The sequence below is a fragment of the Bradyrhizobium australiense genome (assembly GCF_013114825.1).
Lineage (GTDB): Bacteria > Pseudomonadota > Alphaproteobacteria > Rhizobiales > Xanthobacteraceae > Bradyrhizobium > Bradyrhizobium australiense.
This window is the reverse complement of the sequence record NZ_JAAVLX010000001.1, coordinates 432,360-445,868: the sequence shown is the minus strand read 5'-3', so window position 1 is coordinate 445,868 and position 13,509 is coordinate 432,360. Positions and strand designations below refer to the sequence as shown.

Sequence of the window (13,509 nt, the reverse complement as noted above, 5' to 3'; positions counted from 1 at the left end):
CGCGTTGGCGATGCTGAACTCTCAGGCATCTGCTGCCGGAGACGCGGGAACGCTGCGCGTATGCGCCGATCCGAACAATTTACCGTTCTCAAATCGCGCAGGCGAGGGCTTCGAAAACAAGCTTGCCGAGTTGGTGGCCTCTAGTCTCGGCAAGAACGTCAGCTACACCTGGTGGGCGCAGCGCCGCGGCTTCGTCAGACACACGCTAAAAGCCGGCGATTGCGATCTGGTGATGGGCGTACCCGCCCACTACGATCTCGTTGAAACGACGCAGCCCTATTACCGCTCGACCTACGTCTTTGTCAGCCAGACCGCGCGTCACCTCCAGCTCGACGCGATCGACGACCCGCAGCTGCGCACGTTTAGGATTGGTGTGCACCTGATCGGCGATGGCGGCAACAACACGCCTCCCGCGCATGCGCTTGGGCAGCTGGGAATCGTCGAAAGGGTCCGCGGCTACATGGTCTACGGCGACTACCGCGAGCGCAATCCGCCGGCAAGATTGATCGAAGCCGTCGAAAATGGTGAGATAGATGTCGCGGCTGCGTGGGGTCCACTGGCTGGCTATGCGGCAAAGCAATCCAGGGTGCCGCTGACCGTGACGCCAATAGTAGGCGGTGAGCGGTTTGCGCCACAGCAGTTTCAGTTCGACATCGCCATGGGCGTTCGCAAGGGCGATCATGCTCTGCACGATCAGCTGAACGATTTCATTACGCGCAACGGCGCTGAGATCAATGCTCTTCTGGCGGAATATGGCGTGCCGCTCGCACAGGATCGGCTCTCCTCCATTAATGGAGACCGCCAATGATCTCGGGATGCGCCGCACTCAAGCTAGCCTTATCCACGCTTGCTGTTGGTCTGGCCGGCGCACCGGCGTCGGGCCAGCAAAGCCTCCCCCAATCCCAGCAAGCCCAACAGCCCAGCGTTTCGGTGCGCCCTGACTTCGGGGCGACGGTCGGCAATGTGCAACCCGGTACTTTCATGCAGGTGCCTATCAGTAATCTCGCGCCTGGTGCTTCGCCAATACGTCCAGCGATCAAAAATCCTGCGCAAGGCGATCCCAACGCACTGAACCGGGGCATGCAGTATTTCATCAATTTCAATTGTGTCGGATGTCACGCCGACAATGGCGGCGGCGGCATGGGGCCTGCGCTGAGCAACAACATCTTCATCTACGGTTCGGCCCCTGAAAACATCTACCTTTCGATCTATCAGGGACGGCCGAACGGAATGCCCGCCTGGGGCGCGGTGCTCCCTGACGCCATGATCTGGGACCTCGTCACCTATATCGGCAAGATCAGCAATGAGCCGAACCGGCAATGGGGCCGCACCTTCGCGCCGTCCCCGCTGTCGCCGGACGTGGAGCAGCTTCCAGCGGAGCTCGTGACAAGCGCAGATCCTTGGTCCGCCACCAAGAAGTTCGGCTCAGGCCAGAAGCCCTAGATTGCTTTGCGGAGGAGAAGCAAGGGATCAGGAACGATGTGGACCCCACGGCGCAATTTAATCGTGACCGGGAGGCGAATGTTGCCGAAGCGGCTTCATGGGGGGAAATCGCGAGCAGCTTGTTCGAACGCAATGGGTCCGCTCGTCGCCACAGCATGCGCATGCCTGTTGTTCGGGTGCGACGCGATTCCGCAGCAAGGCCCGGTGAACTTTTCAGGAAATCCGGAGCGCGGTGTCGCGCTGATCAAGCAATATGGCTGCGGCAGCTGCCACCTGATTCCGAAAATTGCCGAGGCCACCGGCAATGTCGGCCCTCCGCTGCTGCATATCGGTACCCGCACCTACATTGCCGGGTTTATCAGCAATTCCCCTGAAAACATGTCGCTCTGGCTTCAGGATCCGCAAAAGGCGCTACCCGGCAACGCCATGCCTTGGATGGGCATCACGCCGCAGGACTCCCGCGATATCACCGCATTTCTTTACACCCTGAAATAATGGGCCGCCGCGAGACTACGGCTATGGCCGGTGATAGTTCTGCTTCAGGAGGAGAAACCGCTCACCGTCAACCGATTTTCGTCCGCGCCTTGGCCGCCAGCACATTCGCGACAATAGAATCCGCTTCCGACAGGTAAAGAACGAACACCGCAATCCCATCGACATCGATATTCCGCTGCATCCGGAACTGGCGAAGAGTATCGCTGCTGCCAAGGTCGATATGCAGCTGACCTTCTTGCTCACCCAGTTTGGCAAGCCCTTCACGGCCAACGGCTTCGGGAACAAGTTCAAGGACTGGTGTCGCCAAGCGGATCTCCCGCATTGCTCTGCCCACGGCGTTCGCAAAGCCACCTCGACGGCCCTCGCTGAATCCGGAGCGACGCCGCACGAGATCATGGCGATCACGGGACACCAAACTTTGGAGGAGGTCGAACGCTACACGAAGGCGGCAAGCCGCAAAAAGACCGCCGATGCCGCTATGTCGAAATTGAAATGAGGAGGCACAACGCGCGACAGCACATGTGAACACATCACGTACACACAGTGTCCCACCGAAACCACAAGTGGGACGAACCTCAAAAAATGGCAGGGATTACAATGATGAAACCGCGTAATGGCGCTCCCTAGGGGAATCGAACCCCTGTTTCAGCCTTGAGAGGACGACGGCCAAGCTGTTGAGCAATGACCTCCGAACCGCGAACTGACAACCGCACCAGTTTCGCACCAGAAATGACCTCATCGAAACGCAACAACTCGATCGAACGCAGGCTAAACCGCAGCAAAATCAACGAAGGTGACCGATAGTCTGCCGCTCATAAGGGTCTGGTTGCAGGTTCGAGTCCTGCCGGGCCCATCACGCTTCGCCCTTCGGGCTAGCGTGGCGCAGCCACGCGGGGGCCTGGAGGGCGAAGCGTGGGTCCGGCGTAGCTTGAGCGAAGCGAAAGCAAAGCTACGGGCGAAGCCGATACTCGCTCCGAACTAAAACATAGAAAACAACCCCATGCAAAGTAACAGGGGGTCGCTGGCATGGATGCTTCTGCGAAACATTTTGACACGTCGGGCAAATCACGGGCACTACTAGATCATTGCGCCATCTGTAAAACGCCCCTGCGCCTGCCCGACAGAGGGCTGTTCGGCGCGATTGCAGGCAAAATCCGGCCAATTGAAGTTGCACCGGCTCGCGCGCGGTCGATCACTCAAATTCACCCTGCCGATATCGTTGAGAACCAGCTCTTGTCGTAAGTGGCTATGATCCGTCACGACAAGTGCTTACCAAGTAGATGCTGAGCTCGTTTGTTTTGATCATAGGGATTGTTCACCCCTTGTTCGCGCAGCCATTTGATTTGCAGGTCGTAGGCTTGGCGCTCAAGCGCGGCGAGACAGGACAACTCCATCTTGTTGAACCGCTGCACATGATGCACCAATTCATGCAACAGGGCGCTCTTCTGCCGCAGATCATTGGTTCGCCACTCCTGCGGCAGGTAAATAGAGCCCTCGTTGCGATTATAGAGCGCTTGCAACTCCAGCCCGCTATTTTCCGGCGAGCCATGTCGAATTGCCATTTCCGCCGGTGTCACGAAGTGGATCGGCGGATGATCGGGAGCCGACAAACCGGTCTGGGCAACGATCCATGCGATGTAGATTGCGATCGGGCTATCCAAGGAAACGACCTGCAGCAAGATCGCAATCCCCGCGCGATGCAATGCCGCGGATGGCGTTGTCAGCATATTTGGAACCAATGGCCTCGACGACTGGCCGCGCGATGGCGGCAGTTGCAGGGTCATGAGCGCCAGGATTGGCAGTGCACGATGTCAGGCAATAGACGCGGTCAGCCGCGTCATCGGATTCGCTGATGCCGCGGAACCGATTATAGCCGCTTCAGCGTAATCGGTTGCCAGAAAAAGCGGCACGCTTCAGCATGCGCTTCCAGCACGTCGATGCCGATATCGCGTAGAAAATCAGATCTGTCCCTGATATCCGCGCGCAGTTTTGACCGGAAGCAGGCGCGCTCCCACCATGTCAAAGGCAGCCCCAAGATCACCGGGATGCGCAGATCATAGTCGCCTGAGGCAAATCCTGCGCCTACTATGACCCCGCCAAAGGTCCGTCGCCGCGCAATGTCATGGCCGGCGTGACCAAACATGTTTCTGTAAATTTGCAAGAAAACCTCCTGAGGCAGTTGGTCCGCGATGATTTTTAAAACCGAGGCGTTCAAATATTCACCATTCGATATCGATTGCCGCTCCGGGTGTGAGTAATAAGAAAGACAACGCCCGCGTCTCGGAGGCGCTAGATCGCGCGATCAATCGCCACTGGAAATACAAACGTCATGTCGTGAAAACTCTCCACCGGAAGATCTTTGATCTCTCGGTGTATCCCGGCGACGTCGATGCTCGCGCTTTTGGTGGAGCCTGCGTCCGCAGCAGCAATCGGACTGGAGAAGAAAGTCAGCTTCACCCCGACCCCGACCAGGATGAGTGTGACGACCGCGATAACGGGATGTGCGCGCATGAAGGTTCCTTCGGTTGCAATTCCCAGGATTGGCAATGCTTGATGTTATGCAATCGACCGCCGCCACCGCATCATCGGAACCAATGAGGCCCGTGCGAGTGCTGATCGAAGGATGCCCGTTTTGAGTCATCAGCTTTGCGGGAGCAAACGGCCGACGGAAGGTAGTCTGAGACAAAGCTTGATAATTAGAGGAAGCGCGAGGACCGGAATGACGCTCGCAGCGACGTAGCCCTCCGCGAGAGATGGCAGACCAAAGCTGGCTGCTGCCCACACCAGAGTGACGTTACGGTTTCCGGTCACGAGGCCTATCGTTCCGGCGGTCTGCAGCCCCAGTTTCGCGAACATTAAAGTAGCGAGCGCGCACAGTCCGAAGTTGGCGACGATTGCCGCAGCGAGCATTACATCGAAGCTGAGCGGGTTGTTGATCCAGTGGGCCCGAATTCCTTGTGACGTCGCCAGTCCGACGATGATGAGTCCAATGACGGCGATCCCGGTGGCAGCGCGTTGATCGGGCAGAACGGGGATCAGATGTCGGCGGAACCGTATTGTCAGAAAGGCAACCAAGCCTGCAGCGCCGATGATGGTGAGCAGTCGGATAGCCAGCGCGCTCATATCGAATGCAATTCCGAGTCCGAGCACTGTGGCAAAACACGGAATCGAAATCGGCGTGAGCAGGGTTAGTGCAATGGACGCGAGTAGCGCGAGCCGTGGTCGCAAACCAAGCATCCCCGCAATCGCGGCAGCGCTTCCGACCGGCGGCGCCAGTAGCGAAAGCAAGACACCGGCCCGCAGCGCAGGATCAAGCGGAAGAAAGGACAGCAGAATGGCCGCAGCCAGAGGAAGCACCAAGCCAACCCAAGCAAGCACTAGGGCTATCAAAGGTAGACGAATCCTGGCTTCGGACGGAGCGAGACCGGCAGTTAGAAACGAGCCAAGTGTCAGGAGGAATGCTGAGACAGGCAAAAGATCATAGCCGAAATGAGCGAGGGGATGGATCAACAGCCCCGCACAAAGTGAGATCACCAGAAGCGTCGGTCCTTGTCCGCCGAGCGTGGACAATATCTTGCCAACGAACATATCGGCTCCTCGTTTGCGTGCGCATCGGAACTGCTTCTTCGGATTGCAAGACTCTCGCGACCGGAATGTGCGGCGCACGGCTCGCATGACACCCGGATTGGCGATGCTTGATGTTATGCAATCGACCGCAGCCGCCGCATCATCGGAACCGATGAGACTGGTACTGTTGTTGTGCGCAGCCTTCCGATCGTAACGCCCGGGCCCGTGGGCCACGCAAACCACCTCCGCGGCCGGCCGTTTCGCTGGCCGTGCCGCCCGACAGTGTGGATGATGGCGATGTGGTCTTCGCGGGCGAAGGGGCCCGGCCAAATTGCAATTGCGCCGGTCCCACAGGGCCCGGGGCCGATGAAGAAACAGGCCGCCTCAGGAATAATGAACAGGCTGCTGTGGGGACCGAACCTGAGGCGTCGAGTTCTGCAAAAGGCGCAGCAGATCGGCCTGCCGGGTGGTGTCGGTCTTGGAAAAGATGTGCTGCAGGTGGGTGCGTGCGGTCGGTTCGCTGATGCCGAGCATGTCGGCTGCTTCCTTGGCACCCAACCCCTGGGTAAGGGCCAGCAGCACGCGGAGTTCGCCGCCGGTCAGCCCGTAAAGCCTGGCAAAAGCCTCACCCGGCATCAGCGGCGCCTCAGCAGGATCCTTTGTGAACACTGCTACCGATGCTGCAAATGGCGCGATAATGCCGCTGCGCTGACCGCGATCGACCGGAAGCAGGGTTGCGACATAGCCGGCGCCTTCGATATCCGGGATCGCAAGGGAATGCTCGCTCGTATCCAAGTCGATATCGTCGCGCGACGCCTTGTCGATGGCCGTCGACAGCGCAGCGCGCGTGGCGGGATCGGTGGGAGAAATCCGGTTGTTCACGATGCGAATGGAGTTGCCGGTTTTGACCTGCCTCTCGGCAGCGGCATTCATATAGACGACGCGGCCATCGCGTGACGTGAGGAAGACACCTGTGACGAGTGCATCAAGCGTTTTTTCCAGCATCTCCGACCTCAGTGCCCTGATATCGAGCGCATCCGAGATGGCGAGGGCACGGCAGACGTGCGGGGAAAGAAGCTTGAGCAGCCCGATCTCGAGCTGTTGGTAATGCGGCGCCTTTCCGCTCCGTGAGGCATGCATGGAGGCCATGCGACCGCCAGTCCGCAACGCCGGGAACCAGATTATGTCCAGTAGTCCGAACGGCTCGAGCACTTCTCGAGCGAAACGGCTTCCCAACAATTCGAGGCGCATCATGGAGAGAGCACTGACATCACCGATCTTCGAGACGATGTCCGCTGCTGCCATTGGACTTTGTGCATATTGGCTTCCCAGCTTTTCCAGGAATTCCGGCTGGTATCCGAACACGAACAACTGATCATTTTGCACGTGCCGCATATCATGAACGCATATCCCGCCCGCTGTGCTTTCACACAGATCGGCAATCTTCCGGCAAGTGTCTGGCCACTGATTTGGATCGAGCGCGCAATCATAGATCGCGCCGATCGTGTCCGACAGCTCCCGGGCGGAGACACCGTCCAAACCGATCACGTAGAGCCCTCCCTAGCCGCGCCACGCGATAGTGCGCGCCAACGGATGCAATGATCGCGATAGGAGTGCATGATGGTCCTCCAATTCTTGCGGCCGATGCCCGGTACCCCGCCAATTGAGCACTGCCGCCGTCGTCGCCGGCGTCAGTCCGGCGTGACAGCGGGGTTAATTTTGCTCGGAGCGCCAAGAAAAGCGTAGAAATTGCTTCCTGGAGGGGCTTCATCGTGCAAAATCCGCGTGCGCCAATGGACGGCGCGCCGTCCCCGAGGTTTGGTCTGTCGTTGCTGGGAAGCTTCGAGCTGACTGGACCGGACGGCATCGTCGACCTGCCGAGCAAGAAGCTTGCGGGCTTGTTGGCCTATCTGGGCTGCGCCGCGCCACGGCCGCAGTCGCGTGAGAAGCTGTCGACGCTGTTGTGGGGCTCGCGCTTCGATGCACGGGCCAAGCAGAACCTGCGCCAGGCCCTCTTCCGGCTGCGCAAAGTGCTCGGCGCGCACGTTCTGGAGAGCGACGGCGAGGTCGTATCGCTCAATGCGGCGGTGGTTTTATGCGATGTCGGCCGGTTCGAGGCCATGGTCCGGGAGGGTAGCCGGGACGCATTGAGCGCGGCAGTGGACCTCTACCGGGGCCCGCTGATCGATAACGTTGCTGTAGGCGAAGAGGGCTGGAACGAATGGCTCACGGGTGAACGCGAGAGGCTGCTGGAGCTCGCCCTTGGCGCCATGGTCGGGCTCGGCGATCGGGAACTGGCCGTCGGCCGCGCCGAACACGCTCTGAAGGCGGGCCGTCGCGCCATCGCGCTCAACAACATGCGCGAGGACGCCCATCGGTTGATCGTACGGGCGCTCGCCGCCACGGGGCGCCAAGCCGAAGCGCTCAAGCACTACCAGGATCTCGTTGCGCTGCTGAAGCGCGAACTGAACACGGGGCCCGATGCGGCGACCCGGTCGCTCGTTGCCGAGTTGCACAGTGCACAGCCGCCGAGCGGGTCGCCCGCTGTCAAGGAGATCGCGCTGGCGCAGCCCGAACGACCATCGGTTGCGACGCCACCCTTTGCCAATCTGAGGGACGACCCCGAAGCGCCGGGCGATGCAGCGTCGTCTGCGGCCGTAGCCGGTTCTGAGCGGCGACAGCTCACGATCATGGCATGCAACATCGTGGATTCGATGGCTCTTTCGATCCGTCTTGACCCCGAGCATATGCGTGATCTGATCATTTCTTTCCACAAGATGATCGAAGATGTAGTGTCGCGATTCGATGGATTTATCGCCCAGTATCTGAGCGACGGCGTGCTCGTCTATTTTGGCTACCCGGCGGCTGATGAGCATGACACAGAACAGGCTGTGCGCGCCGGTCTTGCCATTCTCGATGCGGTTCGAACGAAGGCATCTTCCAGCACGCCTTTTCAGGCAAGCGTCGGCATCGCGACAGGGCTGGTTGTCGTTGGCGAGCAACTGGGGGCGAGCGATACCGGGCAGCGCGTTGCGATCGGCGGGACGCCAAACCTGGCGGCGCGGCTGCAAGCCGTGGCACCGCCAGGCGAGGTTATTATTGCGACCAGCACGCATCGGCTGGCGGGGCGGATGTTCGACTGCCGCGCCTCAGTGCCATCGAGGTGAAGGGACTGTCGCAGCCGGTCGAGGCGTGGCAGGTGCGCGGCGAGACGGCCGGCGTTAGCCGCTTCGAGGTGCGGCGCGCGGGCGCGCTGACCCCGCTCGTTGGCCGACAGGAAGAGATTGAGCTGCTGCTGCGCCGTTGGGATCAAGCCAAGCTCGGCGAGGGTCGGGTCGTGCTGCTCACGGGCGAGCCCGGCATCGGCAAGTCGCGTATCGCTGAAAGCCTGCTGGCCGCGCGCGAGAGCGAGCCGCATGCTCGCATTCGATATTTCTGCTCGCCCTACCATGTGCAGAGCCCGCTCTACCCGTTCATCGCGCAGCTCGAGCGGGCCGCGGGCTTCGAACCGGGGAGCAGCGCCAATGTGAAACTCGACAAATTGGAGGCCTTGCTCAAGGCCGCGACGAAAAATGTGCTACGCGACGTGGCGCTCGTTGCCGAGCTGTTGGGGGTGCCGGCGGACTGGCGCTACCCGGCGTTGGCGCTCAGCCCGCAGCAGAAGCGCGAAATGACTCTCACCGCCCTTCTCGACCAGCTCGCCGGCATGGCGGCGCAGCGTCCCGCTCTGATCGTGGTCGAGGACGCCCATTGGATTGATCCGACATCACAGGATTTGCTCGATCGAATAGTTGCCCGCGCCGCCAACCTGCCGGTGCTGCTGGTGGTCACGGTACGGCCGGAGGTCCAGCCGACCTGGGTCGGCGAACCGCATGTGACGATGCTGCCCTTGAGCCGCCTCGGCCGTCGCGACAGCGCCGGCATTATTGGCGGTATAACCAAGGACAAGGCGCTGCCCGACGCCGTTGTCGAACATATCCTGGCGCACGCAGACGGCGTGCCGCTGTTCATCGAGGAGTTGACCAGCACGCTGCTCGAGGGCGGTGTCCTCCGCGAGACTGCCGACGGTTACGCGCTCGACGGGCCGCTTCCGGAGTTCGCCATACCGACAACACTTCAGGCCTCACTGGTGGCGCGCCTCGATCGGCTCGCCTCGGTCAAGGATGTGGCGCAGATCGGCGCGGCGATCGGACGGGAGTTCTCGCACGAGCTGATCACGGTGGTGTCGGTGTTGGCCCCGATGGAGCTCGACGCGGCCCTTGAGCGGCTGACCGGGTCCGGCCTCATCTCCCGACGCGGAACGCCGCCGGACGCGAGCTACTCATTCAAGCACGCACTGATACAGGACGCCGCCTACGCCACGATGCTCAAGAGCCGGCGCAGGCAGTTGCATGCAAGCATCGCCAAAGTGCTGGCCGAACGGTTTCCGGCGTTGGTCGAAAGCCAACCTGAGGTTGTCGCCCTTCATTTCACCAAGGCGGGGCTTGCGAGCGAGGCGATCACCTATTGGCTCGATGCGGGTCAACGCGCCGCCAAGCGCTCGGCAGATCAGGAAGCAATCATTCATCTTGAGCGGGGATTAGCGCTCCTCAATACGCTGCCGGAGTCGGCAGACCGGGATCGCCTTGAGCTCGATTTCCAGATCGCCTCAGGTACACCGTTGCTGGCGGTGCGTGGATACACAAGTTCGGAAGTAGGAGCTGCGTGCGAGCGCGCAACTATCCTCTCCGAGAAGCTGGATGACGTAGGACGCCTGTTTGCGTCGCTCTATGCCCAGTTCTCTTACTGCAATGCGACCGGCAACACTCACAAGGCATTGGAATTCGCAGAACGCTGCCAGACGCTAGGCATCCGCCAAGGCGACAGGGTGATGCAGCTGATGGCACACCGTGGAATCGGGATTGTGTTGTATCAGCTTGGAAAATTTGAATTGGCTCGGAAAGAATTCGAGCAGTCTCTTGCGCTGTACGATCCCGAGCGTGACCGATCCCTTGCGGCCCGGTACATCACTGATCCATTCGCGTCTGCATCAGCATTGTTGGCGTTAGTCGAATGGATTTCAGGTTTCCCCGACCGTGCAGCAAGAATGCAGGCACAAGCTCTCAGCTACGCAGCCGCACTCAATCACGTCAACACAAGCGGTTTCGCTCACTTTTTAGCGGGAGCCGCGCTTGAGCAGCTTTTCGGGAATGCGGCCGCAGTGCTAACTCATACGCAAATCTTGAGTGCTCTTGCAACGGAGCACGGCGTGCTGGCATGGCGGAGCAGTGGGATCATTTTTGAGGGCTGGGCAGTCTCATGGATTGGCGGACCGGAGAGCGGCATTGCTCTGATGCAAAAGGGCATTGCTGATGTCGACGCCAAGAACCTGACATTTTTTGTTCCGCTTTTCACGAGCCTGTTGGCCCAAGCTCGTGGTCGCATTGGCGATTTCCGGTCAGCCGTGGCTCTGTGCATCGATGCGCGAGAAAGAGCGCAGCGCTCTGAACAATACAATTGGGAGGCGGAGCTGCACCGGAATGAAGGCGAGGTGCGGCGCGCCGCGGGACATTCATTGACCGATGTGGAAGAATGTTTTGCTAAGGCGCTCGACGTGAGCCGCGCGCAGGGCGCCAGGATGTTTGAACTCCGCGCCGCCACGAGCCTCGCGCGGCTATGGCACGACCAGGGGAGGCATGTTGAAGCCCGTGATCTACTTGCGCCTATCTATGGCTGGTTCACCGAGGGCTTCGACACAGTCGACCTGGAAGATGCCAAAGCGCTCCTTGCTCAATTGAGAGCATAGGTCTGACTGGATGGCCCATTGCTGAATGGCCACTTGTGTGAGGTGTTTCGGACGCCGGCCGCTTGGGAGATGGCACCGCGTGTTTCTGCGGCCGGCATCCGAAACCCTTCAGAGGACCGGCCACTCGAGCGACGTGCGCGGACCGCACCAGTTTCGCACCAGAAACGTCCTCGACAAAGCAGCCAGAACGCAATCGATTTCAAACGAAAGCTCAACAAAATCAATAAGGCCGACCGATATCCCGTCGCTCATAACGGTCTGTATGCAAGTTCGAGCAATCCAATTTCGGAAATGAATTCAGCGAGGCACCATTTCCGCACGGATGGTCCGCTCGCGTTTCGCTCCACAATCGAGACCCGGAGCGCGAGTGCTGAGATTGTGCTCTGTCGACTAGCGATCGTCCGACCAGTCGCTGGCGTCATAGCAGTCGGTTAAAGATGTAGAATGGAGGCCGGCGATATTCCTCCGGCTCGGCGACGCTGTCTCGGCAAACAATCCTTTTTCTACGCCAGGGGCGCCAAATGCCGCCTCAGGTAAAACTGGACTCCTAGTGGCGGATCTTCTCCCTGTTAGATGGCCGGACGAGAGGCCGGAGCTTTGTTAGAAGGAGTAAGCGAGTACGACGCCCACACTTTGCGAGAAACCCGTTGCTTTAGAACGTAACTAGCGGGGTTTGGTTGAGCGACCGAAGAGATATCATGGAAATGCGCAGGTCCAATTTTTTCGCTGCGATGAGACGCGAGAGGGTTTGAGTTTTGACGCGCTCAAGCCGTCCATCGATCATTCCCGTTGGCAGCTGGCCTCGGCGCATGTCCGCCGCAATGGCCGCAGGATATTGCGGTGAGACAACCGTAGACGGCTTCCTCAAACGGGTCGGAAAGGATTATCCTCTGCCTCGTGTGGCAGAAGGGCGTAGACGGCTATGGTTGATCGACGATCTGGACGCAGCGATAGCGCCAAGCATGGAGCAAAACGATCTCGCCGAGGATTTGTGACCGTGCAATTACCTCGGCACGTCATTCCCAAACGGCTCGCGGGCGGCGAGACGGCCTACTACTACAATGTGCCGACAAAGTACCGGAAGCTGAAGTGCTCGGTCCAGAACGAGCCGCTCGGCACAGACTTCGCCGCGATGACGAAGCGCGCCGATGTTTTGAACGGTCAGTTCGATGAATGGGACACGCAGCGGAAAGGGCTTCCGGTCAGTGCACCCAACATGCCGAAGCACGGCACCGTTGATTGGCTTTTCCGGGAATACAAGATCAGCAGGGCCTATCTCGACAAAGTCGCAGTGCGTTCGCGCGATGACTACGAATGGGCGATGGATCAGGTCTGCAACACGCTCACCAAGAAGCGTGATCGCGTCGGCGACCGCCTTGTAAGGACGATCACGCCGCGTGCCGCCGACAAGCTCTACGACAAATTTATCGAGCGCGAGACCGGTTGAGCGCCTGCGGACCGGCGAAAAGCTGGTCGTACTCTGCCGTAAGGCCTGGCGGGTCGTCCGTCGCCTCTTCCCAGACGAATTTCCCAAAGACGTTCCAAACCCTTGGATCGGGGTTACTATGAAGCCCGCGTGAGAAAGAAAAAGCCGGCGGTGACACGGGACGAGGTCTACAACTTTGCGTATGGTTGCATCGAGCACGGCGAGGTCGAGGCCGCAGCGGTCGCCGTGATTTGTTTCGAGTGGCTGCAGCGTCCCGAGAACGTTATCGCCGGACACATCAAATGGAGCGGCTACCGCACCGGCCCCAAACCAACGATCCGGATCGAGCACCACAAGACCGGAAATTCTACGAGGAAGCTGAGGAAGTGCTGTCGCACTTAAAGCGTCGCGGCACGCCGATGATCTTATTCGAGGTCGAGAAGGGTAAGGCCAAGCCGTTCGCCTTCAGCACAATGCAGCACAAGGTGCAGCGCATGCGTGTGAAGCTCGGATTGCCGGCGCACTTCACGTTCGATGCTTGCCGTCACGGTGGCATGACGGAACTGGAGGAAGCGGAGTTGACCGACGGACAGGGCCGCGCGCTGTCAGCGCACCGCACGCAGCAGAGCTACGTCGGCTACGCCAAGCGTACCGAGAAGCGAGTGCTCGCGGCGACCCGCAAGCGGCATGCACATAGGCTGACGAACGAAACGGTGACAGACGTTCAGAATGAGCAGCAGAAAAGCGTTCAGAACGAAGGCCGTGAACAAAGCGTGATTGCTGAGTGATTTCA

Annotated in this window: 15 protein-coding genes; 9 read left to right on the top strand and 6 right to left on the bottom strand. The window is 59.8% G+C overall.

Annotated features, from left to right (window positions below):
* The first annotated feature begins 10 nt into the window (after positions 1-10).
* From HCN58_RS02085 to HCN58_RS02075, 3 genes are all read left to right on the top strand, one after another.
* Positions 11-808, top strand: a complete 798-nt coding sequence (locus HCN58_RS02085; RefSeq protein ID WP_235983341.1) for a substrate-binding domain-containing protein — start codon at positions 11-13, stop codon at positions 806-808.
* A 272-nt stretch (positions 809-1,080) separates the two neighbouring features.
* Positions 1,081-1,443 carry a c-type cytochrome gene (locus HCN58_RS37025; protein WP_311966758.1) on the top strand — a complete coding sequence of 121 codons (363 nt, stop codon included), beginning with the start codon at positions 1,081-1,083 and terminating at the stop codon, positions 1,441-1,443.
* A gap of 132 nt (positions 1,444-1,575) precedes the next feature.
* Entirely contained in the window at positions 1,576-1,938 is a 363-nt protein-coding gene (locus HCN58_RS02075) for a c-type cytochrome (RefSeq protein ID WP_171577703.1), read from the top strand.
* A gap of 67 nt (positions 1,939-2,005) precedes the next feature.
* Here HCN58_RS02075 and HCN58_RS35515 read toward each other — a convergent pair whose 3' ends face one another.
* Positions 2,006-2,245, bottom strand: coding sequence for a hypothetical protein (locus tag HCN58_RS35515; protein WP_235983355.1), 240 nt, complete (start codon positions 2,243-2,245; stop codon positions 2,006-2,008).
* On the opposite strand from HCN58_RS35515, the gene HCN58_RS02070 reads away from it, so the two are divergent.
* Entirely contained in the window at positions 2,159-2,434 is a 276-nt protein-coding gene (locus tag HCN58_RS02070; RefSeq protein WP_235983296.1) for a tyrosine-type recombinase/integrase, read from the top strand. The two genes, HCN58_RS35515 and HCN58_RS02070, sit on opposite strands and share 87 nt — an antisense overlap.
* Before the next feature lie 530 nt (positions 2,435-2,964).
* Positions 2,965-3,180 carry a hypothetical protein gene (locus HCN58_RS02065; protein ID WP_171577702.1) on the top strand — a complete coding sequence of 72 codons (216 nt, stop codon included), beginning with the start codon at positions 2,965-2,967 and terminating at the stop codon, positions 3,178-3,180.
* Between the two features lie 14 nt (positions 3,181-3,194).
* Here the strand turns inward: HCN58_RS02065 and HCN58_RS02060 are convergent, their stop codons facing one another.
* The 5 genes from HCN58_RS02060 to HCN58_RS02040 form a co-directional block, all read right to left on the bottom strand.
* Positions 3,195-3,722 (bottom strand): DUF6647 family protein, encoded by a 528-nt coding sequence (locus tag HCN58_RS02060; protein ID WP_171577701.1) that lies wholly within the window; start codon positions 3,720-3,722, stop codon positions 3,195-3,197.
* Positions 3,723-3,805: 83 nt separating this feature from the next.
* Complete coding sequence (locus HCN58_RS02055) at positions 3,806-4,153, bottom strand: hypothetical protein (RefSeq protein ID WP_171577700.1); 348 nt, start codon at positions 4,151-4,153, stop codon at positions 3,806-3,808.
* A gap of 74 nt (positions 4,154-4,227) precedes the next feature.
* The gene (locus HCN58_RS02050) at positions 4,228-4,449 is read right to left on the bottom strand and encodes a hypothetical protein (RefSeq protein WP_171577699.1); all 222 of its coding nucleotides are present in this window, start codon (positions 4,447-4,449) and stop codon (positions 4,228-4,230) included.
* Between the two features lie 129 nt (positions 4,450-4,578).
* Positions 4,579-5,526, bottom strand: a complete 948-nt coding sequence (locus HCN58_RS02045; RefSeq protein ID WP_171577698.1) for a bile acid:sodium symporter family protein — start codon at positions 5,524-5,526, stop codon at positions 4,579-4,581.
* Between the two features lie 363 nt (positions 5,527-5,889).
* Complete coding sequence (locus tag HCN58_RS02040; protein ID WP_171577697.1) at positions 5,890-7,053, bottom strand: helix-turn-helix transcriptional regulator; 1,164 nt, start codon at positions 7,051-7,053, stop codon at positions 5,890-5,892.
* A gap of 245 nt (positions 7,054-7,298) precedes the next feature.
* Here HCN58_RS02040 and HCN58_RS35270 point away from each other — a divergent pair, with 245 nt between their 5' ends.
* The 4 genes from HCN58_RS35270 (at position 7,299) to HCN58_RS02020 (ending at position 13,504) form a co-directional block, all read left to right on the top strand.
* On the top strand, positions 7,299-8,672 hold the full coding sequence (locus HCN58_RS35270) for a BTAD domain-containing putative transcriptional regulator (protein WP_210265830.1): 1,374 nt from the start codon (positions 7,299-7,301) through the stop codon (positions 8,670-8,672).
* On the top strand, positions 8,669-11,290 hold the full coding sequence (locus tag HCN58_RS02030) for an ATP-binding protein (protein WP_171577696.1): 2,622 nt from the start codon (positions 8,669-8,671) through the stop codon (positions 11,288-11,290). Before HCN58_RS35270 ends, HCN58_RS02030 begins: the two co-directional genes overlap by 4 nt.
* Positions 11,291-12,287: 997 nt before the next feature.
* Positions 12,288-12,737: a hypothetical protein gene (locus HCN58_RS02025; protein WP_171577695.1), complete on the top strand. Its 450-nt coding sequence runs from the start codon at positions 12,288-12,290 to the stop codon at positions 12,735-12,737.
* Between the two features lie 281 nt (positions 12,738-13,018).
* Positions 13,019-13,504 (top strand): hypothetical protein, encoded by a 486-nt coding sequence (locus HCN58_RS02020; protein WP_171577694.1) that lies wholly within the window; start codon positions 13,019-13,021, stop codon positions 13,502-13,504.
* Positions 13,505-13,509 lie beyond the last annotated feature (5 nt).

Bases quoted from the DNA above. Each gene is read 5' to 3' on its own strand.
- HCN58_RS02085 (WP_235983341.1), top strand. From the start codon at position 11: ATGCTGAACTCTCAGGCATCTGCTGCCGGAGACGCGGGAACGCTGCGC.
- HCN58_RS37025 (WP_311966758.1), top strand. From the start codon at position 1,081: ATGCAGTATTTCATCAATTTCAATTGTGTCGGATGTCACGCCGACAAT.
- HCN58_RS02075 (WP_171577703.1), top strand. From the start codon at position 1,576: ATGGGTCCGCTCGTCGCCACAGCATGCGCATGCCTGTTGTTCGGGTGC.
- HCN58_RS02070 (WP_235983296.1), top strand. From the start codon at position 2,159: ATGCAGCTGACCTTCTTGCTCACCCAGTTTGGCAAGCCCTTCACGGCC.
- HCN58_RS02065 (WP_171577702.1), top strand. From the start codon at position 2,965: ATGGATGCTTCTGCGAAACATTTTGACACGTCGGGCAAATCACGGGCA.
- HCN58_RS02060 (WP_171577701.1), bottom strand. From the start codon at position 3,722: ATGACCCTGCAACTGCCGCCATCGCGCGGCCAGTCGTCGAGGCCATTG.
- HCN58_RS02050 (WP_171577699.1), bottom strand. From the start codon at position 4,449: ATGCGCGCACATCCCGTTATCGCGGTCGTCACACTCATCCTGGTCGGG.
- HCN58_RS02045 (WP_171577698.1), bottom strand. From the start codon at position 5,526: ATGTTCGTTGGCAAGATATTGTCCACGCTCGGCGGACAAGGACCGACG.
- HCN58_RS35270 (WP_210265830.1), top strand. From the start codon at position 7,299: ATGGACGGCGCGCCGTCCCCGAGGTTTGGTCTGTCGTTGCTGGGAAGC.
- HCN58_RS02020 (WP_171577694.1), top strand. From the start codon at position 13,019: ATGGAGCGGCTACCGCACCGGCCCCAAACCAACGATCCGGATCGAGCA.